This window comes from Kribbella sp. C-35, from assembly GCF_046549195.1.
GTDB lineage: Bacteria > Actinomycetota > Actinomycetes > Propionibacteriales > Kribbellaceae > Kribbella.
The window spans coordinates 1,253,071-1,278,934 of sequence record NZ_JAJPWG010000002.1 but is presented as its reverse complement, the minus strand read 5'-3'; the positions used below and the strand labels follow the sequence as shown (position 1 = coordinate 1,278,934).

25 protein-coding genes are annotated in these 25,864 nt (G+C 68.4%); 10 read left to right on the top strand and 15 right to left on the bottom strand.

All coding sequences use genetic code 11. The features are described from left to right. Nucleotides 1-54 precede the first annotated feature (54 nt). Genes ACLJOO_RS18595 through ACLJOO_RS18585 form a run of 3 tightly spaced genes read left to right on the top strand, consistent with a single transcriptional unit; the run spans nucleotide 55 to nucleotide 3,219 of the window. The gene (locus ACLJOO_RS18595) at nucleotides 55-1,530 is read left to right on the top strand and encodes a serine hydrolase (protein ID WP_410788427.1); all 1,476 of its coding nucleotides are present in this window, start codon (nucleotides 55-57) and stop codon (nucleotides 1,528-1,530) included. Nucleotides 1,531-1,570: 40 nt separating this feature from the next. Then, the gene (locus ACLJOO_RS18590) at nucleotides 1,571-2,380 is read left to right on the top strand and encodes a VOC family protein (protein ID WP_410788426.1); all 810 of its coding nucleotides are present in this window, start codon (nucleotides 1,571-1,573) and stop codon (nucleotides 2,378-2,380) included. A gap of 20 nt (nucleotides 2,381-2,400) precedes the next feature. Continuing rightward, nucleotides 2,401-3,219, top strand: a complete 819-nt coding sequence (locus tag ACLJOO_RS18585; protein ID WP_410788425.1) for an aminoglycoside phosphotransferase family protein — start codon at nucleotides 2,401-2,403, stop codon at nucleotides 3,217-3,219. Here ACLJOO_RS18585 and ACLJOO_RS18580 read toward each other — a convergent pair. The 7 genes from ACLJOO_RS18580 to ACLJOO_RS18550 are packed head-to-tail and all read right to left on the bottom strand — an operon-like array spanning nucleotide 3,182 to nucleotide 8,571. Continuing rightward, nucleotides 3,182-3,613, bottom strand: a complete 432-nt coding sequence (locus ACLJOO_RS18580; protein WP_410788424.1) for a GNAT family N-acetyltransferase — start codon at nucleotides 3,611-3,613, stop codon at nucleotides 3,182-3,184. The two genes, ACLJOO_RS18585 and ACLJOO_RS18580, sit on opposite strands and share 38 nt — an antisense overlap. Next, nucleotides 3,613-4,221, bottom strand: a complete 609-nt coding sequence (vanX, locus tag ACLJOO_RS18575) for a D-Ala-D-Ala dipeptidase VanX (RefSeq protein ID WP_410788423.1) — start codon at nucleotides 4,219-4,221, stop codon at nucleotides 3,613-3,615. The genes ACLJOO_RS18580 and vanX overlap by 1 nt, the downstream gene beginning before the upstream one ends. Then, nucleotides 4,218-5,279 carry a D-alanine--(R)-lactate ligase gene (gene vanA / locus ACLJOO_RS18570; protein WP_410788422.1) on the bottom strand — a complete coding sequence of 354 codons (1,062 nt, stop codon included), beginning with the start codon at nucleotides 5,277-5,279 and terminating at the stop codon, nucleotides 4,218-4,220. Before vanA ends, vanX begins: the two co-directional genes overlap by 4 nt. Beyond that, complete coding sequence (locus ACLJOO_RS18565; protein WP_410788421.1) at nucleotides 5,272-6,267, bottom strand: D-isomer specific 2-hydroxyacid dehydrogenase family protein; 996 nt, start codon at nucleotides 6,265-6,267, stop codon at nucleotides 5,272-5,274. Before ACLJOO_RS18565 ends, vanA begins: the two co-directional genes overlap by 8 nt. 9 nt (nucleotides 6,268-6,276) lie before the next feature. After that, the gene (locus ACLJOO_RS18560) at nucleotides 6,277-6,858 is read right to left on the bottom strand and encodes a VanZ family protein (protein ID WP_410788420.1); all 582 of its coding nucleotides are present in this window, start codon (nucleotides 6,856-6,858) and stop codon (nucleotides 6,277-6,279) included. A gap of 4 nt (nucleotides 6,859-6,862) precedes the next feature. After that, complete coding sequence (locus tag ACLJOO_RS18555; RefSeq protein WP_410788419.1) at nucleotides 6,863-7,993, bottom strand: lipid II:glycine glycyltransferase FemX; 1,131 nt, start codon at nucleotides 7,991-7,993, stop codon at nucleotides 6,863-6,865. Further along, a complete protein-coding gene (locus ACLJOO_RS18550; RefSeq protein WP_410788418.1) occupies nucleotides 7,990-8,571 on the bottom strand; it encodes a M15 family metallopeptidase in 582 nt (193 codons plus the stop codon). Before ACLJOO_RS18550 ends, ACLJOO_RS18555 begins: the two co-directional genes overlap by 4 nt. Nucleotides 8,572-8,658: 87 nt before the next feature. Here ACLJOO_RS18550 and ACLJOO_RS18545 point away from each other — a divergent pair, with 87 nt between their 5' ends. Beyond that, nucleotides 8,659-9,336 (top strand): response regulator transcription factor, encoded by a 678-nt coding sequence (locus tag ACLJOO_RS18545; protein ID WP_410788417.1) that lies wholly within the window; start codon nucleotides 8,659-8,661, stop codon nucleotides 9,334-9,336. Continuing rightward, the gene (locus ACLJOO_RS18540) at nucleotides 9,329-10,453 is read left to right on the top strand and encodes a sensor histidine kinase (protein WP_410788416.1); all 1,125 of its coding nucleotides are present in this window, start codon (nucleotides 9,329-9,331) and stop codon (nucleotides 10,451-10,453) included. The genes ACLJOO_RS18545 and ACLJOO_RS18540 overlap by 8 nt, the downstream gene beginning before the upstream one ends. 3 nt (nucleotides 10,454-10,456) lie before the next feature. Here the strand turns inward: ACLJOO_RS18540 and ACLJOO_RS18535 are convergent, their stop codons facing one another. Further along, a complete protein-coding gene (locus ACLJOO_RS18535; RefSeq protein WP_410788415.1) occupies nucleotides 10,457-11,104 on the bottom strand; it encodes a dihydrofolate reductase family protein in 648 nt (215 codons plus the stop codon). 188 nt (nucleotides 11,105-11,292) lie between these two features. Here ACLJOO_RS18535 and ACLJOO_RS18530 point away from each other — a divergent pair, with 188 nt between their 5' ends. Next, entirely contained in the window at nucleotides 11,293-12,615 is a 1,323-nt protein-coding gene (locus ACLJOO_RS18530) for a family 43 glycosylhydrolase (protein ID WP_410788414.1), read from the top strand. Here ACLJOO_RS18530 and ACLJOO_RS18525 read toward each other — a convergent pair. Genes ACLJOO_RS18525 through ACLJOO_RS18505 form a run of 5 tightly spaced genes read right to left on the bottom strand, consistent with a single transcriptional unit; the run spans nucleotide 12,597 to nucleotide 17,964 of the window. Further along, entirely contained in the window at nucleotides 12,597-14,093 is a 1,497-nt protein-coding gene (locus ACLJOO_RS18525) for a sulfatase-like hydrolase/transferase (RefSeq protein WP_410788413.1), read from the bottom strand. The genes ACLJOO_RS18530 and ACLJOO_RS18525 overlap by 19 nt on opposite strands. Continuing rightward, nucleotides 14,090-15,091, bottom strand: a complete 1,002-nt coding sequence (locus tag ACLJOO_RS18520; RefSeq protein ID WP_410788412.1) for an aliphatic sulfonate ABC transporter substrate-binding protein — start codon at nucleotides 15,089-15,091, stop codon at nucleotides 14,090-14,092. Before ACLJOO_RS18520 ends, ACLJOO_RS18525 begins: the two co-directional genes overlap by 4 nt. An 8-nt stretch (nucleotides 15,092-15,099) precedes the next feature. After that, nucleotides 15,100-15,894, bottom strand: coding sequence for an ABC transporter ATP-binding protein (locus ACLJOO_RS18515; RefSeq protein WP_410788411.1), 795 nt, complete (start codon nucleotides 15,892-15,894; stop codon nucleotides 15,100-15,102). Further along, on the bottom strand, nucleotides 15,891-16,709 hold the full coding sequence (locus ACLJOO_RS18510) for an ABC transporter permease (protein WP_410788410.1): 819 nt from the start codon (nucleotides 16,707-16,709) through the stop codon (nucleotides 15,891-15,893). Before ACLJOO_RS18510 ends, ACLJOO_RS18515 begins: the two co-directional genes overlap by 4 nt. After that, nucleotides 16,693-17,964 (bottom strand): ROK family transcriptional regulator, encoded by a 1,272-nt coding sequence (locus ACLJOO_RS18505; protein WP_410788409.1) that lies wholly within the window; start codon nucleotides 17,962-17,964, stop codon nucleotides 16,693-16,695. Before ACLJOO_RS18505 ends, ACLJOO_RS18510 begins: the two co-directional genes overlap by 17 nt. Nucleotides 17,965-18,165: 201 nt before the next feature. Here ACLJOO_RS18505 and ACLJOO_RS18500 point away from each other — a divergent pair, with 201 nt between their 5' ends. Then, the gene (locus ACLJOO_RS18500) at nucleotides 18,166-19,611 is read left to right on the top strand and encodes an FAD-dependent oxidoreductase (protein WP_410788408.1); all 1,446 of its coding nucleotides are present in this window, start codon (nucleotides 18,166-18,168) and stop codon (nucleotides 19,609-19,611) included. Further along, a complete protein-coding gene (locus tag ACLJOO_RS18495; RefSeq protein WP_410788407.1) occupies nucleotides 19,608-20,270 on the top strand; it encodes an SGNH/GDSL hydrolase family protein in 663 nt (220 codons plus the stop codon). The genes ACLJOO_RS18500 and ACLJOO_RS18495 overlap by 4 nt, the downstream gene beginning before the upstream one ends. On the opposite strand, the gene ACLJOO_RS18490 is transcribed toward ACLJOO_RS18495, so the two are convergent. After that, nucleotides 20,263-20,943 (bottom strand): DUF4097 family beta strand repeat-containing protein, encoded by a 681-nt coding sequence (locus tag ACLJOO_RS18490; protein ID WP_410788406.1) that lies wholly within the window; start codon nucleotides 20,941-20,943, stop codon nucleotides 20,263-20,265. The genes ACLJOO_RS18495 and ACLJOO_RS18490 overlap by 8 nt on opposite strands. Before the next feature lie 140 nt (nucleotides 20,944-21,083). On the opposite strand from ACLJOO_RS18490, the gene ACLJOO_RS18485 reads away from it, so the two are divergent. Together ACLJOO_RS18485 and ACLJOO_RS18480 are read left to right on the top strand one after the other, a co-directional pair. Further along, a complete protein-coding gene (locus ACLJOO_RS18485) occupies nucleotides 21,084-22,019 on the top strand; it encodes an ATP-binding cassette domain-containing protein (protein WP_410788405.1) in 936 nt (311 codons plus the stop codon). Further along, nucleotides 22,016-22,759: an ABC transporter permease gene (locus ACLJOO_RS18480; protein ID WP_410788404.1), complete on the top strand. Its 744-nt coding sequence runs from the start codon at nucleotides 22,016-22,018 to the stop codon at nucleotides 22,757-22,759. Before ACLJOO_RS18485 ends, ACLJOO_RS18480 begins: the two co-directional genes overlap by 4 nt. Here the strand turns inward: ACLJOO_RS18480 and ACLJOO_RS18475 are convergent. After that, nucleotides 22,743-25,853 carry a BTAD domain-containing putative transcriptional regulator gene (locus ACLJOO_RS18475; RefSeq protein ID WP_410788403.1) on the bottom strand — a complete coding sequence of 1,037 codons (3,111 nt, stop codon included), beginning with the start codon at nucleotides 25,851-25,853 and terminating at the stop codon, nucleotides 22,743-22,745. The two genes, ACLJOO_RS18480 and ACLJOO_RS18475, sit on opposite strands and share 17 nt — an antisense overlap. Between the last annotated feature and the right edge of the window lie 11 nt (nucleotides 25,854-25,864).

Sequence of the window (25,864 nt, the reverse complement as noted above, 5' to 3'; positions counted from 1 at the left end):
CCGGCCGGGAGGCGAACGGGAGACCGGGAGTCACAATGCGCGTACTCTCGGCAGATGGACGTGGGGGCGGGCCTTCGGGGGAGTGTGGAAGAAGAGTTGTGGCCGCTGGTCGAGAGTTTTTTCGGCTCGCATGAGGTGGCAGGTCTGGGCGTTGCCGTGGTGCGGGATGAGGAGGTTGTCTCGCGTGGGTTCGGCGTCCGTGACGTCGGGACCGGTACGCCGGTTACGCCCGAGACGATGTTCCACCTGGCTTCGGTGTCGAAGCCCTTTGTCGCGACCGCGATCGTTTCGTTGGCGAGTGGCGCCGGCGAAAAGGTGCTCGATCTGGATGCTCCGATCACCGAATGGGTGCCTGAGTTCACGCTGGCCGACGGTCGGGAACGGGAGGTCACAGCCCGGCGCCTGTTGAGCCACGCGAGCGGACTACCCGACATCGACGACTACGGCTGGCACGATCCTCAGCTGGGCGACGACGCGCTGAGCGAGTTCGCTCGCAGCCTGGCGGACTGGCGGCTGCAGTCGGAGCCGGGTTCGGCGTTCTCCTATTCCAACGCCGGGTTCGAGCTGCTTGGGCTGTTGCTGTCCAGGGTCACGGGTACGACGTTCGAGCACGCCGTCCGGGACCTGGTCCTGGCACCACTCGGAATGCAGAACAGCACCTTCCTGCGTGGCGAAGTACCCGCAAATCTGGCTGCCTCACCGCATGTGGGGATGCCGCTGTCGGTGCCCGAGGGCTCGTATCCGTACACCAGGCGCCATGCCCCGAGTTCGACTCTGCACTCCAATCTGGTCGAGATGTGTCGCTGGATGGTGGCCCACTTCGCGCCGGCCGGGGGATCCGACGGGCAGTGGGCGCGGCTGGATCCCGCACTGCTCGAGCTGATGTGGCAGCCGGTGATGCAGCTGGGGCGCCCACCGTGGATGGACGCGGTGGGACTCAGCTGGTTCGTGGGCAGCTACCGCGGGCATCGAACGGTGAGCCACGCCGGTTCGGACCCCGGGTTCGGGTCGAGGCTCGTGATGGTGCCTGAGCTGCGGACGGGCGTTGTCGTGCTGGCCAACTCCAACAACATTCCTGCTTCGGACATCGCCGCGGCCGCGCTCGATATCGCCCTCGCCGATGTGCCACTCTCGGCGAAGCCTGATGGGATGATCGACCTCCGCGCCTTCCCGCGCTCGGTCGTCGGACCGGTCGCCGAGGTGCTGAGAGCGTCGGGGCCGGAAGCCGCCAAGGTGGAGTTCCACCGGCTAGCGGCGGTCGAGCCGGCCGAGTTCGAACTCGACGACGAGGGGTTCGTCGACGCCACGTGGGGAGCGATCGAGCTGCACCGCCCAAGCCTGGTCTGGCCCCTCCTGCGCGTGTGGACCGAGCTGCGTCCGGACTCATCCAGTGCTTGGACGATGACCGGATGCGCCCATCAGCTGGACGGGGAGCTCGACCTGGCAAGGAGCGCCCTCCGACGTGCCATCGACCTCGACCCCGACAACGACGACGCCGCACAGATCCTGAGCAAAGTCCCATCGGCGTGAACGCAGAGCGGGACACCTGAGTGATTCCGACGGTCGCTCGGTGGGTACGTCGCACACCAAGGCGACTCAGGAGGCGGCGGTGGTGCATCTTCTCGCGGACGACGCCGGTATGACGGTCTACATCGGATGCCCCGATTCGCTCGGTGGTGAGGACGGCAGGACGGCGCTGGCCGACTTCTACCACGCCGTACTCGGCTGGCAGCTGTACGACGCCTACGGAACGTTCTTCCTGTCGAGAAGCCCCCAGTTCCGGATCGGATTCGACGGTGACGGCTGGTCGGATCAGAGGCCGCCGCGATGGCCCGACCCGGAGTACCCACAGCAGATCCACCTCGACATCGCCGTACCGGATCTGGACGCCGCTGGCACGCGCGTCCTCGCCGCGGGCGGGGCCTTGCTTCAGGACGACGCCGACCACCGGGTGTACGCCGATCCTGCTGGACACCCGCTCTGCCTCTACCCAGATCCGTCCCGTACGACGACCGGGCCGGCGGTCGCCCGCCTGGTGTACGACTGCTTCAGCCCGCGCTCGCTCGCAAGGTTCTACGAGGGTTTCATCGGCGTACCGGAGCGACTCGAAGACTCCCCTGAGCGAGTCGTGATCGACCTCGACGACGATGAGCTGCCCGACCTGGCGTTTCAGCACGCGCAGTTGCTCGCTCCGCGATGGCCCGACCCCGCCTATCCGGCGCAGCTGCACGTCGACTACCGATTCACGGTCGACCACGAACTTCCCCACTTCCAAACCCCGGCAGCCAAGGCCGCGATGGCGCGTGCCCAAGAGCTGGGTGCGATCCACCTCCAGAACGTCGTGTACGCCGACCCAGCCGGCCACCCGTTCTGCTTCTGAAACGCGTGGGAGCATGGGGCGTGGACGAGCGGCGCCTTGATGGGGGCATCAATCAGGTCTCGGAGATCGGGCAGACGATTCGGCGGCCGGTCGGGCCTTGGTCCGCGTCCGTTCATGGACTTCTCGAGCATCTCGAGGCCAGTGGGTTCGCCGGAGCGCCGCGATTCCTCGGCATCGACCAGGACGGTCGCGAGATCCTTTCCAAGGTGTCGGGTGAGACCCCTTGGCCACCTGGTCCGATGTTGTTCGAGCCGGTGGTGCTCGACAGCGCGGCCGCCCTGTTGCGCAGGTACCACGACGCCGTCGAGGGCTGGAGTCCGGCGACCGGCGCGTGGCAGTCGCCACCCGTACCGGTCGGCGAGCCGGAAGTCATCTGCCACAACGACACCGCCCCGTGGAACCTGATTGCCCGCGACGGCGCGATCGTGGCTTTCGTCGATTGGGATACGGCGGCACCCGGCCCGCGCGCGTGGGACCTGGCGTACCTGGCCTACACCCTCGTCCCTCTGGCCGCGCCGGAGAATCTGGAACCCATGGGCTGGCCGAGCCCAACTCCCGTGCACGAACGACTTGCGCGAATCAGGGACGCCTACGGGTGCACGAAAGAGCAGTGGCACGCGGTCCTCGACACCATTCCAGTTCGCGTCCAAGCGGCGTACGACACGATGCGGATCTGGGCCTCCGAAGGACGACCCGGCTGGCAGGCGCAATGGGAACAGCCTGAGCCCTGGCGTCACGGCGCCGGCTACCTACGCGACCTCACCTACATCAAGACTTCCCTCGAGAGCTGGAGAGCAACGCTCAAGTGGGCAGAGGGTGCAGGAAGCGGGTGGGGGTGATGGTGTAGCCGTGGGATTGGTAGAAGGTGTGGGCTTGGGTTCGGTGGGGGGAGCTGGTTACTTCTATGCGGAGGCAGCCGTGGTGGGTGGCGAAGGACTCTCCAGCTGCGACAAGTCGGGAGCCGATGCCTTGGCGGCGGGCCCGCGGGGAGACGACCAGGGCTACGATGCGGGCCCACGTGCCTTCGCGTTCGAAGAACGGGCAGGTGTGTACGGCGATGACGCCTAGGACACCCTGGTCGGTGTCGGCGACGTACACCGCTCCGGCGGGATCGTCGCACCACGTCTGGATGCGCGCCGCCGTCGCAGCGGGATCAGACTGCGGATAGCCCAGCTCGTCCAGCAACTCGTTGATGGCGACAGCGTCAGTGCTGCGGGCGGGACGGATGTCCATCAGGCGATCGGGAAGTCGAAGTACGTGTCCGGGTACGGCTCGTCCAGCAACGTGTAGTGCCACCACTCGTGGTCGCACCGGCTGAAACCCGCGGACTCCATGACGGAGCAGAGGTGCCGGCGGTTGTCAGCTTCCTGCGAGGTGATGCCGGTGGCGCCGTGGTGCGAGATCGAGTCCATCAGGTCGTGGTAGCCGCCCATCGGCGCCAGTTCGCCGGTCGACAGGTCGTACAGCGTCAGGTCGACGGTACTGCCCCGGCTGTGGCCGGACTTCGTTGCCACATAGCCCTTTTCGAACATCTCACGACGGTCGATGTTCGGATAGTGCCGCGGCTTCGTCCGCCTGTCCTCCGGCTGTTCGGCCCAGCGCAGGAAGTTGTCCACGGCACGTTGTGGGCGATAGCCGTCCCACAGCAGCAGGCCGAAGCCCAGCGGTGCCGCCTTCTCACGTGCTGTCTCCAGCGCCGCGCACAGAGCCCTGGTGCCGACGATGCGGTTCACCAGGTAGCCGTCCACCGGTTTGCCGGTGAAGTTGTCCCACGTGGCGTACTTGGAATCCCACCGAATCCCAGGCGCCACCTCATCCACAAAAGCAAAGTCAGCGTTCACTGGAGCTTCCCGGTCAGAGTCACCGACACCAGCCGGTCGATCACCTCACCAAGCGGTACGCCGGCCGCCGCCATCATCCTGGGATAGCGGCTGTACGACGTCATACCGGGCAGGGTGTTGACCTCGTTGAGGACCGCCTTCCCGTCCGCCGTGAGGAACATGTCGACGCGCGCCAGCCCGCCGCATCCCAACGCGCGGTACACGGCCTGCGCGGTCTCCTGGATGAGCGCGCGCGACTCCTCCGGGATATCGGCCGGTACGACGAACGTCGAGTTCTCGGATCCGGTCTCCGGCGAGTCCTCCTGGTGGATCTTGAAGAAACCGTGCGACAGCGCGATGCGATCGAGCTCGCCGGTCATCAGATCGACCTCGTTCCCGAGGACCGCGCAGCCGACCTCATTGCCGATGACAGCCTCCTCGATCATCACCTTCGCGTCGTACTGGCCGGCGGCTTCCAAAGCTTCCGGCAGTTCCGCGCTGCTGGAGACCTTGTTGACGCCGAACGACGACCCGGAACGGGCCGGCTTCACGAAGACGGGGTACGGGAGCTGCTCGGGATCGAGGTCGGCCGTGGCGATCCAGAAGTTCGGGGTCGCGATGCCGGCGCTGCGGGCGACGGTGTAGGTCAGGGACTTGTCGATGCACTGCACGGAACTCTGCACATCGCAGCCCACGTAGGGGATACCGGACAGTTCCAGCAGGCCCTGGATCACGCCGTCCTCGCCGCGTTTGCCGTGCAGCACCGGAAACACCACATCCAGGTTGATCGTCCGGTACTGCCCCTGCCTGATCCGCGAACCCAGCCGGTCGGACTCCAGCACGAGCAGGCCCTGCACGCTGCTGTCCGGCGACAGGACCACCGGACGGCAGTTGCCGTTCTCCCAGTCCGGACCGGGGCCGTCGCAGAGTTTCCAGGCGCCGTGCTCGGTGATGCCGACGTAGAACGGCTCGTACTTCTCGAGGTCGAGGTTCTTCGCGATCTCCTGCGCGGACTTGACCGAGATGTGGTGCTCCTCGGAAATGCCCCCGAAGAGGACGCCGATCTTCAACCTATCCATGCTGTTCCCTGCTTCCGAAATTCAGGCAATTGATGATGGAGTTCTCGACCGTGTCGCTCAGCGCGTGGTCGGTGTAGTAGGCGGTGTGCGGACTGATGAGCACGTTCGGCAGTTTCTGCAGCCGCAGCAGTAGTTCGCTCTCGACGGGTTCGTCGCGGCGGTCGGCGTAGAAGATGCCTTCCTCGCCTTCGAGTACGTCGAGTGCGGCGCCGCCCAGCCGCCCGCTTTCGAGGGCGGCGACCAGCGCCTCGGTGTCGAGGAGTGCTCCGCGTCCGGTGTTGACCACGAACGCGCCGGGTTTCAGTTGCCCGATCCGTCGGCGATCCAGGAAATGATGGGTTTCCGGGGTAAGCGGCGTGTGCAGCGTGAGGATGTCGCTCTGCAGCAACAGCTCGTCCAGCGGAACACGTGTTCCGGGATCCTTGTCATAGGCAAGCACCCGGCAGCCGAACCCGTGCAGCCGGTCGATCACCGCACTGCCGATGCGACCCGTTCCGATGACGCCGACGGTCAGGTCGCGGAGCTCTCGCCCGCGGGTGGCACTCAACCGATAGTCGTGTACGTCGGCGCGCCGGAGCACCGACTTCATGTTCCGTACCGCCATCAGCATCAGCATGAGCGTGTAGTCGGCCACGCTGTCGGGTGAGTACGCCACGTTCTCGACGCGGATGCCGACTCGCTCGGCGTACCGCACGTCGATGTGGTTGTAGCCGACGCTCCTGGTGGAGATGTACGTGACGCCGATCCGGCTGAGTGCGAGCAGGGTGGCGTTCGTGACTCGCGTCTTATGGCCGACGCTGACGCATCGACTGCCGAAGGCGAGTTCGATGGTGGCCTCGGAGACGGCCGCCTCGGTGATGATCGGTGCGATGCCGAAGCGCGGCGCCAACTCGCGGAACAACGCGGCCTCGTCCGGCTCGCACCCGAAGACCGTGAGGCCCGCGGCAGTGCGCCGTACCGCCGTAGCAGCCGGTTCGCTGTAGGTCATACCTCCAAGTCAAGGGGAGGTCGTGTTGTCAGCCTGTATCCGGTTTTCGATATGCCGACGAAATGTCCCCGGGCCACGCAACGAGCGCCACCAGCGCCACGACGCCAACGCGGCCAGCCCGGCGCCGGCGGTGTTGAGCAGTACGTCGTCCACGGAGGACACCCGATCGAGCCGCAGCACGTACTGCGCGACCTCGACCAGCACCGAACAACCGGCCGCGAGTGCAAGGACCCGCGGTATCGACGCCAGCGCCGAGAATCGCAGTGGAACGAAGAACCCCAGCGCCGCGAACACCAGCAGATTGCCGACAATCCCGGGCGCCGACATCGTGAGCAGGTCCCGCAGCGGTATCAGGCTGAAGCGACCCGGGACCTCGCCGGCGTGGCTGCCCGGCAGCATGGTCATCCAGACCACTGGCACGGTCCCGTAGACGATGCCGACCTCGGCCACCGACGTACGCCAAGGGTGCTCGCCAGTACGTCGCCGAAAGGCCAGAACGCACACCACCAGAACGGCCACCGGCGCGGCCGCGATCGTGAGGAGGGCGATGCCGTTGAAGGTGGTGACCAGGTGCTGCCAGTCCTTGACCATCACGCTATCTTCGCTTGCCTCTCAGGTACTCGCGCCGCCTCATGTAGAGGTCGAAAGCCCGATACATCACCGGCCGGAGCGGCAGATCCCACTCACCGACGTACCGTACCGCCTGGCCGCCGGTGCCGACCTTGAACTGGATCAACCCGACGTGCGGGTCGTCGGCGTCGAGGGTCGGGGTGATGCCGCGGAGATCGTAGATGTCGCAGCCGGCCGCGAGCGCGTCGCGGATCATCGCCCACTGGCAGGCGTTCGAGCCGCGCACCTCCCGCTTCTCGGTCGCGGACGCGCCGTACGAGTACCACGCGTAGGCCCCGACACGGATCAGGATGGTGGCGGCGACCAGATCGCCCTGATGGTGAGCCAGGTAGAGCTTGATCCGCTCGGGGTCCTCCGCACTCATCTCAGCGAACATGGTCTCGAAGTACTGCAGCCGCCGCGGCACGAAATGGTCGCGCTCGGCGGTGTGCACATACAGGTCGTGAAACGCCTTCAAGTCTGAGCCGACCGTGACCTCGACGCCTGCCTTGGCCGCCTTCTTGATGTTGCGCCGCCAGAGCTGATTCATCCCCCCGAGTACGTCGTCCTCGCTCCGCCCGGCCAGCGGAACCTCGTACTTGAACTGCGGCTGCCCCGCCCCGAACCCGTCCTCCGGATTCTGCGCCAACCAACCGGCGTCACGCAGCCAACCAGCCACCCGCGCACCAACCGGATCGACGCTCCCACCAGGCACGTCCGTGAGCCGCTCGACGCCCGGATCAGCAATCCCCACCTTGACCTGAGCGGTGGTCCAGACATGAGTGCGCAGCGGCGGAACCAGCCGGATCGCGAACGCGCCCTGCGCCTTCAGGTACGCCGCCAACGGGTCGAGCCACCTGCTGAGATCGCCGGTCCAGTCGATGGACGGCCCTTCGGGCAGGTAAGCCAGCGTATGGCGCTCGAGGCGCGGCACCGGCCGGTGCAGAACGAGCCCGGCGCCGACGAGCCGCCGCCCGTTGTACCAGCCGAGAGATTCGCTACGCCACTCGGTCTTCACACGGCCCCACGCCGGGGTCTGAAGGAAGCTCACTGACCGCTGGGCCTGCACGAACTCCAGATGCTCAGCCGAGCTGATCGGCGCGACGGTCAGCGTCACCCCTGCATCCTCGGATCGTGCGTCGGGTCGGCGTACCGAGGCGGGCAGCCGCGCGTCACAGCCTCCGGGCGTAGCTCGTAGTGCCACGGCTCATTGTCGTAGATCTGGCACAGGCCATACCTAGAACCATGCTCGGACAGCCAAGCCGTCGCGTCGGAGCGCCCGATGTCGATCGCCTGCCCCGACACATGCGGTGACGTCGTAGGCGTGGCGACCCAGCGGGCGGCCTCCTTCTCCGAGCCGTACTTCGAGACCGCCTCCTGGAGCAGGTGTTCCTGGTACGCCGGCGTACGCCAGCCGCTGTTGACGAAGAACTTGACCCCGTCGTCCGCGGCATCCCTCGCAGCCTTGCGCAGGGCAACGAGCAGCGCCGGATCGAGGTTGGCGACCGCGGGGATGTCGTCGAAGACCGTCACGCCGTCAGGTACGGCGCCGTCCGTCTCGCCGAGCGTGGATCCGGCCGGGAATGACGGGAACGCGAGCGACTGGTGGATGAACACGCCGATGATCGCCACGTTGGCGACGACGAGCGCCGCCCGGAAGGTACGGCGGCCTGTTGACGGTGCGCTGGCGGACATGGGTCCAGTCAAAACAGGCGGGTGTTGTCAGCGCGTATCCGGTTTTGGATATGCGGGCGATATGTGACGCCTCGTACCATCGAGACTGTGCGGGTACTGATCGTCGAGGACGAACCTGAGATGGCGGACGCCATCCGCGCCGGCCTGCGCCTCGAAGCGATCGCCGCCGACGTGGCCGGCGACGGCGACACCGCGCTGGAGCTGCTGAGCATCAACAGCTACGACATCGCCGTTCTCGACCGCGACATCCCCGGCCCGTCCGGTGACGAGATCGCCAAGCGGATCGTTGCCTCCGGCAGCGGTATGCCGATCCTGATGCTGACCGCGGCCGACCGGATGGACGACAAGGCGTCGGGGTTCGAGCTCGGCGCCGACGACTACCTCACGAAGCCGTTCGAACTGCAGGAGCTGGTCCTCCGGCTCCGGGCGCTCGACCGCCGGCGCGCCCACAACAGGCCGCCGGTGTGGGAGATCGCGGGACTGCGGCTGGACCCGTTCCGCCGCGAGGTCTACCGCGACGGCCGGTACGTCGCGCTCACCCGGAAGCAGTTCGCCGTACTCGAGGTCCTGGTCGCTGCCGAAGGCGGGGTCGTCAGCGCCGAGGATCTCCTCGCGCGAGCCTGGGACGAGAACGCCGACCCGTTCACCAACGCCGTACGGATCACTGTCTCGGCCCTGCGCAAACGCCTCGGCGAGCCCTGGCTGATCGCGACGGTCGCCGGCGCCGGCTACCGCATCGACACGGGAGCTGAGGGGCGTGGATAGGGAGCCGGGGCTGAGCGTTCGGCTCAAGCTGACCCTCAGCTATGCGGGATTCATCATGCTGGCGGGTGCCTTGCTGCTCGCGGTCGTGTGGGTCTTTCTGCTGCGGTACGTACCCGACGTGACCATGGGCCCGATGCGGACGCCCGATCGCTCCGACCTGATGCGTGCCTTCATCCCGAAGGTGACCATGATGCTGGCGTTCCTACTGGTCTTCGGTCTCGTCGGAGGCTCGATTCTGGCCGGCAGCATGCTCGCGCCACTGACGCGCATCACCAATGCGACCCGCCTGGCCGCGAACGGCTCGCTGTCGCACCGGATCCATCTGGAGGGCCGTACGGACGAGTTCCGCGAGCTGGCCGACGCCTTCGACGTCATGCTCGCCCGGATCGAGGCGCACGACGCCGAACAGCAGCGGTTCGCGGCGAACGCCTCCCACGAACTGCGCACTCCGCTGGCGATCACCCAGACGCTGCTCGACGTGGCCCGCAAGGATCTGAACCGCGACACCGGCGAACTCGTCGAGCGCCTCCACCTCGTCAACACCCGGGCGATCGACCTCACCGAGGCACTGCTCCTGCTCAGCCGCGCCAACCAGCGGACCTTCATCCGGGAACCTGTCGACCTCTCCCTCCTGGCGGAAGAGGCCACCGAAACGCTGCTCCCACTCGCCGAGAAGCGCGGCCTCACCATCGAGACCTCGGGCGAGGTGGCCCCCACCATGGGTTCGAACTCGCTGCTCCTGCAGCTCACGACGAACCTGGTGCACAACGCGATCGTCCACAACCTGCCGGACCAGGGCAGCATCTGGGTCCGCACCGCCGTCGGCTCCCGGACCGTGCGGCTGACCGTGGAGAACACCGGCCAGAAGCTCACCGCACACCTGGTTTCCACGCTGGTCGAGCCGTTCCAACGAGGTGCCGAACGGACCCGGTCCGACCACGCGGGCGTCGGGCTGGGCCTGGCGATCGTCAACAGCATCGCGCAGGCCCACAACGGAAGCCTCACCCTCACTCCGCGCGACGGCGGCGGGCTTCGCGCCACCGTGGAACTGCCCCTGCGGAGTGCCGAGAAGAGCTGGACGCGACGAGCCCGAGGCACCGCAGGGCTGGACAGCTGATCTTCAGCGAGTCTTGGCCGTGAGGGTCAGGTGGGTGATGCCGCTCGGGCTCGTGACCACCTCGATGTTGTAGGTGTCCTCGAGCGCCTCCAGCCCGTCCCACAGCCGGACGCCGCGGCCCAGCAGGATCGGGACCTGAGCGACGTGCGCGTAGTCGATCAGGCCTTCGGCGAGGAACTCGCGTACGACGGTGGGCCCGCCGCCGACCCGGATGTCGCCGCCGTCGGCCGCGGCGCGGGCCTGCTCGATCGCCTCGCTCGGCGTGGCGTCGAGGAAGTGGTACGTCGTACCGCCCTCCATCTCGATCGACGCGCGCGGGCGGTGGGTAAGCACGAACACCGGCGTGTGGAACGGCGGGTTCGGGCCCCACCAGCCCTTCCACTCCGGGTCGTCCTGCCATCCGGGCGGGCCGAACTTGCCGGCGCCCATGATCTCGGCCCCGATCCCGCGCTCGTGCTGCTCGGCGTAGGCGTTCTCGACGCCGACGGTGCCGCCGGGCAGCCCGTCCGCGGCCTTGAAGAACCGTGTGGCGACCAGCCAGTCGTGCAACCGCTCACCGGCATGCCCGAACGGCGCCTCGAGCGACTGCACGTCCCCGGTGCCGAACCCGTCCAGCGAAATCGCGAAGTTGTGAACCCGAACCTCTGACATCGAACTGCTCCTTCACTCCATCGGCCCCGCGCTTCGGCGCCGTCACAGGTAGGTCGGAGTCGTCCGCCCCCTCTTGACATCACCCGGGAAAACGAGCTTTTTGTCGGTTGTTCACCGTTGAAATGAGTCTGATTAGCGTGTGCTCCGGGTGGGGCAGGGTGTCCTGCTCACTGAAGGAGGATGCGCAGATGGAGCGAGCTCACGTCAACAGGAGGACAGTCCTGGGCGGCCTGGCCGGGGCCGTCGGCGCCGCGGCATTACCGGGCGGAACGGCGTACGGAAGCCCTGTGAGCCCGCCGCGGCAACACCCGGCGGAGTGGCCCGAGCTGGAGCCGTACGGCGCGGCTGACACCCGGCTCGACCTGTGGCCGCGTGACGACAACTCCTTCGTGTTGCCGCTCGAACTACGGCCTCGTGACGAGGAACTCGGGCGCGTGTGGATGCGCGACACATACGTCAACTGCTTCACAGTCAACGGCCGCCCGCTGTACGTCGCGACAGGCACGACGCGGGTACCAGGGCGACCCGCAGCCGGCCCGTGGAACGACGGCATCTTCGTCTGGACCGCACCGTCGCTGCACGGCCCGTGGCGGCTCGCCGACACGAGCGGGATCCGGCCCGGCGCGGAGCTGGGCAAGGTCTGGTCACCCGAGTTCGCCGGCGAGAACACGCCCGGCCGTACCGTCGTCGCTCCGTGGCAGGAGTACTGGTACGACGACCAGTTCGGCAAACGTGGAAACGCCTGGGCGCCCGAACTGCACTACTTCCGCGGCACCTGGTACATCGTCGCCTGCATGGGCGACCACTCCCGCAAGGTCGGATCGTTCCTGCTGATCAGCGAAGGCGGGGTCGAGGGCCCGTACCGAGTTGCCCAGGGCAACCTCCTGAAGCCGTTCGGCGACTCGTTCGTCGGCGGCCCTGCCTTCGTCCTGCCCGGCGCCTACCACCACATCGACGGCGGCCTGTACTCCGAGGGTGACGACGCGTGGCTCGTCCTGCACAACAACCTCTACGCGCGGTTCCGCGACGACATGGAAGACATCGTCCCCACGACCGGTCTGCCCACGTTCCAGCAGAGCCCGTACTCGCCCGAGCCCTACATCGAGGGTGCGTACGTGCTGAAGTACGGCGGAAAGTACTACCTCATGCACGCCGCCTGGGATCGCGCCTCGACGAACCCGGACGGCAGCGCACGCAACGCCTACGACCCGCCCGCGCCAGGCCGCGTCCAGTACCAGTACGACCTGATCATGGCGGTCTCCGACCATTTCGAGGGCCCGTACTCGAAACGCTGGACCGCAGGCGTCGGCGCCGGCCACAACAACCTCTTCGTCGACGCCTCCGGCCACCTGTGGGCGACCTTCTTCCGAAACCCCGCCCTCGGCTACTGGGCCGACCCCACCCGCACCGCTGACGCCGCAGTCCCCGGAGTCGTCCGAATGGAGTGGACAGGCCCGACCAGCAACCGCCTATACGTGAAGCGCCGCAACTCTCACACGTCCGGCGCCTGATACGTCGCCTCGTCGAGGCCGCTCATGGTGGGGTCGTAGCCGACTTCGCCCACGTCGTACATGGATGTCATCCAGTGGTAGAAGTTGTCGCCCCGCTCTCGCAGTACCGTGTACAGGCGGCGCATCATCCGCGACCGTACGTCGGCCTGCTCCGGGCGCTCGTACACGTTGAGGAGTTCGTCCGGGTCGAGTTCCAGGTCGTAGAGCTCGTTCACCGAGTCCGGGTTCACCACGAGCTTGTACCGGTCCGTGCGCAGCATCCGTTGTGGGTAAGGGAAGTGGTGCCCGTGGAACTCGCACACGATGTCGTCGTCCCACTCGGCCGGCTCGCCACCCACCAGCGGCAGCAGGCTCCGCGAGTCGACGGCGGGCTTCGGGTCGGCTCCGGCCAGTTCGAGGATCGTGGCGGTGCAGTCGAGCAGGCTGACGAACTCGTTCCGTACGACGCCCTCCGGCTGCCCCGGCACGCGGATCAGACCGGGCGTGCGGTAGATGTCCTCGTACATCGCCGGACCCTTGTCGTGCAGCCGGTGCGAGCCGGTGAACTCCCCGTGGTCGCAGGTGAAGAAGACCGAGGTGTCGTCGGCGAGCCCGAGCCGGCGCATCGCCTCCAGCACCCGGCCGAGCTGGATGTCGATCAGCGCGACGTACCCCTGGTAGATCGCGATGAGCTTGCGCGTGGTCTCGATCGGCATGGTGTCGAACGTCCAGTGTGCGCTGTAGTTCTTCTGCACCATCGGCTTGCCCTGGAACGTCTCCGCGACCGACCGTGGCAGCTGGACATCCGCGGGATCGATCAGGTCGAAGTACTCGTCCGGCAGGATGTACGGCAGGTGCGGCCCGAAGAAATGCAGCGCCAGGAAGAACGGTTTCCCATCGTCCGCGGCGTACCGCTCGAGCATCTCGATCGCGCGGGTCGCGAGGTAGTGCTCGAAGGTCGCCTCCACCGGCTGATGCAGCCGGGCGGCGAGCAGGTTGCCGGGCCCGCCGTTGGGCAATGTCCCGCGGATCCGGTCGGAGATCTCGTACGGCGGCAGGCCCCGCTCCTCGAGGTACGCCAGGTAGTCCGGGTGATCCACCGGGTTGTGCCAGCCCGGCAGATCGGGACCGTCGAACCCGAAGTCACCCGCCGACTTGTTGGTGCCGACGTGCCACTTGCCGATCAGCCCGCAGTTGTATCCGCGGTCCTGCAAGGCCTGCGAGAACGTGAACGTGCCTTCACCCAGGTCCTCGAGGTACCCCACGTTCCGCTCGTAGTTCGCCAGCAGCTTGTGCCGGAACGGCGCCTGGCCGGTGAGCAGGCTGGCGCGGGCAGGCGTACAGATCGCCGTCGGCGTGTACCAGCGGTCGAACCGGGTCCCGGTGCGGGCCAGCTCGTCGAGGTTCGGGGTGGTCCCCAACTGGTTGCCGTAGGCACCGAGCGTGTCGGTCCGGTGCTGGTCGGTCATCAGGAAGAGGATGTTCTTCGGCTCGCTCACTTGGCCGCCGCCGTGGTGAACAGGTCGCCGGTGTAGTAGGTCTTCGGGTCGGCCTTCGACTTCAGCTTGCCGGCCTGGACGAAGTAGTCGGCCATCCCGTTCAGCCACTTGTCGATCGTGCCGTCCTTGGTCTTCGCGTCCAGCTCGTCGACCGGCAGCACCTTCACGTTGCTCGCGTCGGCCTTGACCTGGTCGACCGGCACGCTCAGCATCTTCGCGGTCAGTTCGATCGACTTGTCCGGGTTCGCGGAGCGGTAGGCCATCGCGTCCCGCAGTACGGCGATCGTCTTCTCGGTCTTGTCCTTCTCGCCGGACACGACGTCGTTGCCGGCCACGAACGCGGTCGGGAACGAGACCTGGGACTCGAAGTCGGAGTTCTTGGCGAGCTCCGTCAGGTCCGGGATCTGCTTCTTGATGGTGCCGATCGCGGGGTACCAGAAGCCCGCCGCATCGATCTTCTTCGACGCGAACGCCGAGACGATCGTCGAGGCGTCCATGTTGACGACCTTGACGTCCTGCTTCGTCATCCCGGCCTTCTGCAAGGCGAGCGTGAGGATCATGTCACCCGACGTGCCTTCCGGTACGCCGACGGTCTTGCCGCGGAGCTGGTCGATCGAGGTGGTACCGGAGCGTGCGATCACCCGGTCGGCGTTGCCGAGGGTGTTGATCGCGACGATCTTCGCCTGCCCGGACGCCGGCAGCCAGAACGCACCCGGGCCGATGTAGCCGAAGTCGAGGTCGCCGGTGCCGAGTGCCTGGATCTGCAGCGGGCCGTTCGTGAATACCTTGGTATTCGCCTTCAGACCGTGCTTCTTCCACAGCTTCTGGTCGTTCGCGATCGCCAGCAGGCTCGTACCGTTGTAGTCCGCGATGTAGCCGAAGTTGACCTCCTGGAGGTCGCCGCCCGCGCCGTCGTCCGAGCCGCCGCAACCGGCGAGAGCGAGCGCGAGAGCAACGGCCCCGGCGGCGAAGGCCGAGAACTTGCGTGAAACAGACATGAGGTTCCTTAGGATCGAACTGTGGCAGGGGAGTTGGCCGCGGTGCGGCCGTCCTGGTGGTACACGGAGTGCCAGACCCGGTTGCGCAGCGCGGCGAACTCGGGGCTGAGGCGGAAGTCCTCCGACCGGGGGTACGGCAGGTCGACGTCGACGACGTCGTAGATCCGCCCCGGCCGGGCGGCCATCACGATGACGCGGTTCGCCAGGAAGACCGCCTCGTCGACGTCGTGGGTGATGAACAGGACCGTGCGCTGCTCCTGGCTCCAGGTGTCGAGGAGCTGCTCCTGCAGCTTGACCCGGGTCAGGGCGTCCAGGGCCCCGAACGGCTCGTCCATCAGCAGGATCGACGGGTTCACGGCGTACGCGCGGGCGATCGCGCACCGCTGCCGCATACCGCCGGACAGCATCTTGGGCAGCGCGTCGGCGAACTCGCCGAGCCCCACCAGGTCGATGAAATGCTGCGCGCGTTCGCGTCGGTCGGCCTTGCCCATACCAGCGGTCTTCAGGCCGAACTCGACGTTCTTGCGCACGGTGAGCCAGGGAAAGAGCGCATACTGCTGGAAGATCACGCCGCGCTCGGGCCCGGGACCAGACACCGGTACGCCGTCGACGAGCGCCCGCCCCGAGGTCGGTTCCTCCAGGCCGGCGAGGATGTTCAGCAACGTGCTCTTCCCGCACCCCGACGGCCCCACGACGGTGATGAACTCGTTGTCGGCGATGTCCAGCGACACCTGGTCCAGCGCGGTGAACGTGTCCTTGCCCAGGGCAAAGGTCTTGGTGACCGACTGCACGGAGATCTTCATCGGCGCTCCTGCCATCCGGTGAGTCTGCGTTCGGCCGTCAGCAGGACGCGGTCCATCAGCAGGCCGAGGATCCCGATCGAGATCAGGCCGACGAAGATCGTCGGCAGGTCGTAGTAGAGCTGCGCGTTCTGCATCCGGAAGCCGAGACCCTGCTGGGCGGCGATCAGCTCGGCGGCCACCAGGGTGGCCCAGGCCGACCCGAGACCCACCCGCATGCCGACGAGGATGAACGGCGTCGACGCGGGCACCACCACCCGGGCGAAGATGCCGGCGTCCTTGGCGCCGAGCACCCGGGCCGCGTTGATCAGCGTGCGGTCGACGTTCACCACGCCCTGGAACGTCGAGATCACGCAGGCGAGGAACGCGGCCAGGAAGATGACGAAGATCTTCGGCGCCTCGCCGATCCCCATCAGCACGATCGCCAGCGGGATGATCGCCAGCGGCGGAACGGTGCGGAAGAACTGGATCCACGGCTCGACCAGCCCGCGGACCACGGCGTACCAGCCCATCAGGAACCCGACGGGGACGGCGGCGGCGGTGCCGAGCGCGAAACCGATCAGGACCCGCGTCAGGCTGGCCAGCACGTCCTTGCCCAGCGTGCCGTTGCCGATCAGAGTGATCGCCTGCGCGGCCACCTCGGGAGGCGTGGGCAGTTTGAGTCCCGCGAGAGCCAGCGCCCACCACACCGCGATACCGAGGCCGACCGAGACCGCGTTCAGGAGCAGGGAAAGACCACCGGCCCCGGCGCGTGTTCGTCCTCCGGCGCGGTCGCGCGGCTTCGCACCGCGGGCGGTCTGGTCACTGATGACGGCCATCGGCCACTCCTCGGGTCTGCCGCGGGCGGATCGCCGCCCGCGAACCGGCGCCGTCGGGCGCCGGCGTCTCTGGGTAGCCCGCCAGGAGCGGCGAGCTGTGGAACACTGCGGCGAGGGCGCCGAGTGCGCCGTCGTCGTCGGCGAGGTGCGCCGCGCGTACGCCGGGGGAGGCGGCGCCCGGAAAGAGCTCGTAGGCGACGGTCGCGGAGGCCTGCTGGACGATCACGGGCGCGAGCCGGGTGATCTCGCCGCCGATCACGATCTCCGCGGGGTTCAACGCCATCGCGACGGCGGCCAGAACGCGGCCGACCGCCGCAGAGGCGTCGCGCAGTACCCGGTCGGCCACCGGGTGCGACCTGGCGACCATGGCCGCGAGGTCGTCCAGGCTCTCCACCGGGAGACCGGCGGCTCGGCAGGCGGCCAGGATCGCGGGGACCGAGGCGATGGTCTCGAGGCAACCGTTCTTGCCGCAGCGGCAGGGGTCGCCGTCGGCTCGCACCGTGACGTGGCCCAGCTCGCCGGCCAGCCCGGCGGAACCGGGCACGAGCCGGCCGCCGACCACGAGCCCGCCGCCGACTCCGTCCGACAGCCGGACGTAGAGCAGGTGCTCGATCGCCTTCTCGCCGAAGATCGCCTCGGCGAGCGCCGCCAGCCGGGTGTTGTTGTCGACGATCACCGGTGCGCCGAACCGCTCGTAGAACGCTTCGTCGACCGAGGCCTCATGGAAGCCGTCGGCCGCGACCTGGTGGGACGGGTAGTCGCGCATGCCCGGTTTGCCCGAGTACGGCCCCGGGATGCCGATGCCCACACCCTGCAGGGCTCCGTAGTGGACGCCGTACTCGTCGCTGAGCCGCTCCACCAGACGGAACGCGACGTCGAGCCGGGTCGGCCAGTCGACGCGGTCTTCGTACCGGTCGGAGCCCGAGGCCACGATCTCGTGCGAGGCGTCGGCCACGACGACGTGCACGCGGCGATGCCCGAAGTCGACGCCCATGAACTGTCCGGAGGCCGGATCCAGGGCCAGCCGCTCGGCGGGCCGGCCGCTGCCCTCACGGTGTGCCGCATCGGTGTCGGTGACCACGATGGCGCCCCGCTGCAGCAGGCTCCCGGTGATCTCGGACAGGGTGGTGCGGGACAGGCCGATGGCCCGGGCGATCTGGTTCCGGCTGAGCGCGCCCTGCTCGCGCAGCACCTGGAGGACCCGCTCTTCGTGGGTCCTCCGCACCAGCGCCTGCACTCCTGGATAGGTCTGCACGGTCGTGACGCTAGGAACCCGGAATTATTCCGTCAACAGTCCGACATAATTCGGCTTCTTTTTCGACGGCCCTCGGACGCAAATCCCCGGCAGGGCTGCGACAGGGCTGTCTCAGCGCCGTGCAAGGCCGTCTCAGGGCCCTGTGCGCGGGCGGTGACACGGTCGTCGTGTGCCGCAGGCAAATAGATCAAGGGGCAACATATGTATGACGTGGTGATCGTGGGAGCTGGGCCGGTCGGGCTGTTTCTGGCCTGTGAGGTCGGGCTTGCGGGGTGTTCGGTGCTGGTGATCGAGCGCGAACCGGAAGGCCCGTCGCCGTGGCGGGCGCACCCGCTCGGTATGCGCGGATTGTCGGCGGCGTCGGTCGAGGCGTTCTCCCGGCGCGGGTTGCTCGCGGAGTTGAAGGCCGCCTCGGGTGCCGGCGAGCAGCCGCCGACGCCTCGGGCCGGCGGACACTTCGCCGGGATGATGGTCGACGCCGACCTGGTCGACGAGTTGCCGTTCCGGCTGCCGAGCCTGGTCACGGGGCCGATGCTGACGAGCCTCGAAGCGGTCGAGTCCGTGCTGGCGGAGCGGGCGGCCAAGTTGGGCGTCGAGATCGAACCCGGTACGGCGGTCTCGGGCATCACGCAGTACGACGAACACGTGGTCGTGAGCGCCGGCGAGCGCGAGTACGCGGCCCGGTGGGTGGTCGGCTGCGACGGCGGGCACAGTGTGGTGCGGGGGCTCGCGGGGTTCGAGTTCGCCGGGACCGCGCCGGAGTTCACCGGGTACGTGATGCACGCGACGCTCGCCGATGCCGAGAAGCTGAAGCCGGGGTTCAACCTGACGCCGACCGGCATGTACCTCGTGATGCAGACCGACGGGCATGTCGCGATGATGGACTTCGACGGCGGCGCGTACGACCGCTCGCAGGAGCTGACCCGCGAGCATCTCCAGGCGGTACTGCGGCGCGTGTCGGACACCGACGTGACGGTGATGGACGTACGGCTCGCGTCGAGTTTCACCGATCGCGCGCTGCAGGCGACGACGTACCGGAACGGTCGTGTGCTGGTCGCCGGCGATGCCGCGCACATCCACGCGCCGCTCGGCGGGCAGGGGCTCAACACCGGGCTCGGCGACGCGCTGAATCTGGGGTGGAAGCTCGCGGCGACGGTGCGCGGGCAGGCGCCGGACGGGTTGCTCGACACGTACACGAGCGAACGGCATCCGATCGGTGCGGCCGTGCTCGATTGGACGCGGGCGCAGGCGTTGGTGATGCGGCCGGGTCCGTCGGCGGAGGCGATGCAGGGCCTGATCCGGGACCTGCTCGGGACCCGCGACGGGGCGACGTACGTGTCCGGCAAGCTGTCGGGGCTGGCGTTCCGGTACGACCTCGGCAGCGAGCATCCGCTCGTCGGGCGTAACGCTCCGGACTTCCAGTTCGAGGACGGTACGCGGCTCGGGGACCTGCTGCAGGACGGGCTCGCCGTCGTACTCGACTTCCGTGGAACCCTTTCCGTTGCAGATAAGGGCATCCGGTACGTCGCTGGGCCCGTGCTGGATGATCTCGGTCTGGACGCCGTTCTTGTGCGGCCTGACGGGGTCGTCGCGTGGGTCGGGGATCAGGAACCGTTCGAGGACGCGGCGCGGAGGTGGGCGGCATGACGATCACACTGCGCGCCGGCAGCACCGTGATGTTCACCGGCGATTCGATCACCGACTGCCAACGGGGGGAGAGTGAGGACGGGCTGGGGTTCGGGTACCCGCTGCGGATCGCGGGCGAGTGGGGGCTCCGGCACCCGGATCGGCCGGTGACTTGGCTGAACTCCGGGATCGCCGGCAACAAGGTGATGGATCTCGAAGCGCGCTGGCAGACCGACGTGCGCGACGTACGGCCGGACGTGGTGTCGATCCTGGTTGGGATGAACGACGTGGGTTGGCACACGTACGACCCGGACGGTTACGTCATCCCCACTGAGGAGTTCGCGGCGGCGTACGACGGCCTGCTGACGCCGCTCGCGGACGCCGGCACTCAACTGATCCTCGTCGAGCCGTTCCTGCTCCCGATCAGCGGCACGATCGAGGTCGGCGCCGCGCGGGTCGGTGTCGAGGGCCGGCGGAAGTGGCGGGCCGATCTGGACCCGAAGATCCAGGTCGTGCGGGAGCTGGCCCAGAAGCACGGCGCCCACCTGCTCGCCGCCGACGGCATGTTCGCGGAGCTCTCCGCCACCACCGATCCGGAGTACTGGTGCGCCGACGGCGTCCACCCGACTCCGGCGGGCCACGCCGCTCTCACCGCAGCGTGGCTCCGACTGGTCAGTTGACCGCGCGGCGGAGGGTGATGTTGCCGCCGTGGGTGCGGGCGCGGACGGTGACGGTGCGGGTGGCGTTCTCGGCGGAGTCCAGGTCGTTGAAGACCCGGCCGACCGAGGTGTGGGCGTCCAGCGCGGCCGCGGTGCCCGCGGGGACGCCGACCGCGACCTCGCCGGTGGCGGTGTAGAGATCGAGGGTGCCGGTGCCGAGGGCTCCGACGCGGATGTCGCCGTTCGCGGTCCGCGCGTTGACCTCGGCGCCGGCCGCTTCGACGGTGATGTGGCCGGTGGCCGACTTGGCGCGCAGGGTGCCGGCCACCTTGCCGACCCGGATGTCGCCGTTGGCGGTCTTCAGCTCGCACGAGCCGACCTCACCCTCGACGACGTACTCGCCCTTGGCGGTGTACCCGTGGACGTCGGACCCGGTCGGCAGCTCGATCAGCACTTCGACGGCGCCGTACCGCTTGCTGAAGATGGACCGCAGCTTCGGGTGCTTGACCTGCAGCTTCCCGTCGGTGAACTCGATGACCACCTGCTCGGCGGCCTTCACATCCAGCTCCCAGGAAGGGTCGACCGGGCGGACCTCGACGACGGTGTCGGTACGGTCGCTCGCCCGGACGGTGATGTCTCCGAAGATGATGTCGACGGCGGCGGAGATGGGTGCGGGGGTGCTGAAGGTGGACATCTGATCGCTCCTCGGTGTGTCGGTGACAACCACACTGGCCGAGCGTGCTGACAAGGCTCTGTGATCCCGGCGGACACGGCGCTGACACCGTGTAGGCGGCGTGTCAGGTCGGTGTCAGGACGTCCGCCGAAGGTGTTCCCATGACAACTTCGGCGATCGCGGTCACAGGACTGCGCAAGGCATTCGGCGACAAGACCGTGCTCGACGGGATCGACCTCGACGTCCCCGCGGGCACCGTCTTCTCCCTGCTCGGCCCGAACGGGGCCGGCAAGACGACCACGGTGAACGTGCTGACCACGTTGACCAAGGCTGACAGCGGTACGGTCCGGGTGGCCGGGCACGACGTCGCGACCGAGGCCAAGGCGGTCCGGTCCGCGATCGGGGTCACCGGCCAGTTCGCGGCCGTGGACGAACTGCTGACCGGCCGCGAGAACCTCCAGCTGATGGTCGACCTGAGCCCCCGCGCGGGCAACGAGGTCGTCGACCGGCTCCTGGAGCGCTTCGACCTGGCGGAGGCGGCGGACAAGGCTGCGGCGACGTACTCCGGCGGTATGCGGCGCAAGCTCGACCTGGCGATGACCCTGGTCGGCGACCCGCAGATCATCTTCTTGGACGAGCCGACGACGGGCCTCGACCCGCGCAGCCGGCGCACCATGTGGACGATCATCCGCGAGCTGCTCGCCGACGGCGTGACCATCTTCCTCACCACGCAGTACCTCGACGAGGCCGACCAGCTGGCCGACAAGATCGCCGTACTCGACAAGGGCCGTTTGGTTGCCCAGGGCACCCCGGAAGAGCTCAAGCGACAAATCCCCGGCACCCACGTCCGGTTCCGCTTCGGCTCTGTCGAGGACCTCGACACGGCCGCCCGGATCATGCCCGACTCGACCCGGGACGACGACGCGCTGACCCTGCGGGTCCCCAGCGACGGCGGCACCCAGTCCGTCCGCAAGCTGCTCGACCGGCTCGCCGAGTACTCGATCGACGCCGACGAGTTCTCCGTCAACACCCCTGACCTCGATGACGTATTCCTCGCCCTGACGGGCCACGACACCGCGGAGGTAGTCGCGAAATGAAGAACCCCTCGATCGTGATGCTGCGCCGTAACCTCAAGCACATCGCGCGGAACCCGACCTCCGTGTTCAACGCGGTCCTGATGCCGGTCGTGGTGATGCTGATGTTCGTCTACATGCTCGGTGACGCGTTCAGCGTCGGCGTCCCGTACGTCGACTACGCGACTCCCGGCATGCTCCTGCTGGCGGTCTGCTACGGGCTCGGCGCCGTGGCGACGGCCGTGAACTCCGACATGACCAAGGGCATCATCAACCGCTTCAAGGTGATGGACGTGCCGCGGGGCGCGGTCCTGACCGGGCACGTGATCGCCAGCGTGATGACCAACCTGATCGCGATCGCCGCGATCATCGGGGTCGCGTTCGCGCTCGGCTTCAACCCGTCGGCGAGCTTCGCCCAGTGGCTCGGCGTGATCGGTCTCGTCGTACTGCTCGGGCTGGCGACCGGCTGGCTGACCGTTGCCCTCGGCCTGTTCGCGAAGACCCCGGAGACCGCGGGCCTGGCCTCGGTGCCGCTGGTGATGCTGCCGTTCTTCAGCAGCGCGATCGTGCCGGCCGACAAGATGGGTCCCGGTGTGAAGCAGTTCGCGCAGTACCAGCCGTTCACGCCGATCATCGAATCGCTCCGCGGTCTGCTGAACGGTGCACCGCACACCGGCGACATGATCGCCGCGTTCGCCTGGTGCATCGGGATCGCCGTGGTCGGGTATGTCTGGGCGACCTCGACATTCAAGAAGCGAGCGTGACCTCGACGAGCTCTCGCCAGCTCGCCTGCCGGCCCTCTTCCGTCGCCTCGGTGAACTTCGCGTCACCGAGGCGGCGGCGCGTCTCCTGCTCGAGCTTGGCCACGTCCGGGTTCGAGCGATCCGGCAGTCCCCGTACGACGGCACTCGCGGCGAGCAGCCGCGCGGCCTGCTCGTCCTGATCGGTGCGCAACGCCAGGTCCGCGACGCCGACGAGCATCTGGGCGATCCCGGGCGGATGCCCGCCCTCGGCCGCCGCCTGGAACGCCGCGCTGCGGTGCTGCCAGGCCTGGTCGACGTCCGTGGCCAGGTAGCCGAGTACGTCCTGGATCATCGCGCGCAGGTTCGCCCGCTCGGCCTCCTGGCCCAGCATCGTGGTCGCCCGGTCGAGCTGCCGGCGCGCCTCCTCGGCGTCGCCGCTCCAGCGCGCGAGCTCCGCCTTGCACAACGCCAGCTCCACCAGGGCTTCCGGCCACGCGACCCGCTCCGCCTGCCGCAGCGCGTCCGCCATCGCGGCCGAGCTCGCGTCCTGGTCACCCGCGAGCCAGTACAGCTGCGCCTGCCGCGACCGCAACCGTACGACGTCCTCGGTCGCCCCGACTTCGGCCGCGACCGTGATCGCCTGCTCGTAGTACTCGCACGCGTCGGCGAACTCGCCGCGGACGGCGAGCCGGTCGGCGAGCTCGGTCAGCGCGAACGACATACCCCAGCGTTCGCCGATCGCACGGAACTCGCCGAGCGCGGTCTCGAGCGCGACATCCGCATCCACGTCTCCGTCGCCGAGCATGATCCGCATCTTGCCGGTCTGCAGCCGCGCCAACGCCCGTACCCAGGGATCTTCAGCGGTCAGCAGCGGCTCGAAGGCGGACACGAACGAGCCAGGCCCTTGCAACAGGCCTTCCAGTGCGGTCGACAGGGTCACCGCCGGGTGCGCGCTCTTGACCCGCCGGCTGATGTCCGCGGCCCTGCGGATCCAGTCCACCGCGTTGAACTGGTCGCGGCCACGCCCCGATGTCATGAAGTTGGCGACGAACGCGTACACCACGGCGCGGCTCTCGTCGGACGCCTCGCCGGGCACGTCCGGGGCCGCCAGCAGGAACTCACTGCCCTCGACCTTGTGCCCGGCGAACCACCAGTACCACCCGGCGGCCGCGGCGAGCCGCATCGAGCCCTCGGCCTCGCCGGCCGCCAGTGCCCCGCGCATCGCGGCGGCGAGGTTGTCGTGGTCGGCCGCCACGGTGGCCAGCCACTCGAGCTGCTCGGCGCGCCGCAGGTGCGGGTCGGCGGCCTCGGCCAGCTCGGTGAAGTAGGCGAGGTGGGTACGGCGGGTCGCGTCGGTCTCGCCGGCCTCGTCGAGACGTTGCTGCGCGTACTCCTTGATCGTCCCGAGCAGCCGGTACCGCGGCGCGCCCTCGTCCTTCGTGACCACCAGCGACTTCTCGGTCAACGCGGTCAGCAGGTCGAGCACCTCCCACGACTCGACCTCGCCACCCGCGCACACCTGCTCAGCTGCCTCCAGGCTTGCGCCGCCCGCGAAGACCGAGAGCCTGCGCAGGGCGGCTCGCTCGGCGTCGGAGAGCAGCTCCCAGCTCCAGTCGACCACCGCGCGCAGCGTGCGGTGGCGGGGGAGCGCCGTACGACTGCCGCCGGTGAGCAGCCGGAACCGGTCGTCGAGACGGTTCGCGAGCTGCTCGAGCGACATTGTGCGCAACCGGGCCGCGGCCAGCTCGATCGCCAGCGGCATACCGTCGAGCGCACGGCAGATCCGGGCCATCGTCTCCGGATCCAAGGCGAGGTCCGCACGGACGGCCCGGGCCCGGTCCTGCAGCAGACGGACGGCCGGCGAGGCGTCGATCTCGCTGTTGTCGGTGGGGAGCGCGAGTGGTGCGACCGGCCATAGCGCCTCGCCGGTGATACCGAGCGGTTCCCGGCTGGTCGCGAGGATCCGCAGCCGCGGGCATTCGCCGAGCACCCGGTGGGCGAACGTCGCCGCGGACTCGATCACGTGCTCGCAGTTGTCCAGGATCAGCAGCATCGCCCGCTCGCGGACCGCGGCGATCACCCGGTCTGTCGGGTCCGTGTCCGGTACGTCGCCGAGCAGCGCATCCCGCAGCGCGAGCGCGCCGAGCGTCGCCTGCGCCACGTCCCCGTCGGCGCCGATCGCCGCCAGCTCGACCATCCAGGCGCCGTCGGGCAGGTCTTTCAAGACGGTTCGAGCGGTTTCGCTTGCGAGCCTGGTCTTCCCCGATCCACCTGGTCCGATCAGCGTCGTCAGGCGGTGCCCGGCGATCAGGTCGCGGACGGTGGCGATGTCGGCGTCCTTGCCGACGTACGTCGTGAGTTCTTCGCGGAGGTTCGTGTTCCGCTTCTCGTCCCGGCGTACCAGCTCGCCGCGGAGGAGGGCGACGTGCAGGGCGGACAGCTCCGGCGAGGGGTCGACACCGAGCTCGTCGGCGAGGGTTTCGCGGGTGCGCTCGTACACGCGGAGCGCCTCGGTGTCGCGGCCGGAGGCGACCAGAGCGCGCATCAGGGCGGCGACGAGGCGTTCGCGGACCGGGTGGGCGGCGACCAGGTCGGTCAGTTCGGTGACGAGATCCGCTCCGTGGCCGAGGGTGATCTCCGCGTCGTACCGGTCCTCCATCGCGGTCAGGCGGAGGCCGTCCAGCCGGGTCACGGCCGCGTCGAACGCGCCGCTCTCGGTCAGCCCGACGTCCTGCATCGCCGACCCACGCCACAGCCCGAGCGCCTCACGCAACAGCCGGACGCCTTGCGGGTCCTGGTCGGTGCGGGCCCGGGTGAGGAGGCGTTCGAACCGTACGGCGTCCACCGCGTCGGGGTCGATCTGCAGCCGGTAACCGTCCGTGTGCCCCTCGACCGAGCCGTCCGGCAGCACCTTCCGCAGCCGCGAAACCAACCGCTGCAAGGCATTCGCAGCATCCGCCGGCGGCTGCTCACCCCAGATCCAATCCACCAACGTGGCCTTGGGAACCACCCGCCCGGCATCCAGCGCAAGCACAATCAACAACCCACGCAACCGAGCCCCCGGCACGTCAACCAGGCTCCCGTCGCCCGCACGCACCTCAAACGGCCCCAACATCCCAATCTGCA